A 503-nucleotide genomic window follows, 5' to 3' on the forward strand; every position below is an offset into this window, starting at 1 on the left:
CCCTGCGCCCTCGCCCGGGCGACCACCTGGATGGAGCGGATCGAGTCACCGCCGACGGCGAAGAAGTCGTCGTCGATGCCGACGCGCTCCAGGCCCAGGACATCGGCGTAGACCCCGGCCAGGACCTCCTCGACCGGGTTGCGCGGCGCCCGGTAGGCGCTGCCGGTGAACTCCGGCTCGGGCAGGGCGCGGCGGTCCAGCTTGCCGTTGGGGTCCAGCGGCAGCTTGTCCAGCATCACGAACACCGAGGGCACCATGAACTCCGGCAGCCGCCCGGCCACGAACCGGCGCAGCTCCCGCGAGGAGACGGCCGCCGTCAGGTCCACGTCGAGGTCGCCGACGTCGGTCACCGTGCCCGGCTGGCTCTCCCACAGGTGGGCGGCCACCACGTAGCCGACCAACTGGGTGCTGCCCTGGTGCTGCCGCGTGACCACGGCGGCCTTCGCGACACCCGGGTGCGCGGTCAGCGCCGCCTCCACCTCACCCGGCTCGATCCGGAAGCC

General features: G+C 73.4%; 1 protein-coding gene. It reads right to left on the minus strand.

Annotated features, from left to right (window positions below; all coding sequences use genetic code 11):
• Positions 1-503: AMP-binding enzyme (locus tag IE330_RS38595; RefSeq protein WP_190140830.1), on the minus strand; the 503-nt coding region annotated here is incomplete at both ends.

The organism is Streptomyces longispororuber (assembly GCF_014656095.1).
Taxonomy (GTDB): domain Bacteria; phylum Actinomycetota; class Actinomycetes; order Streptomycetales; family Streptomycetaceae; genus Streptomyces; species Streptomyces longispororuber.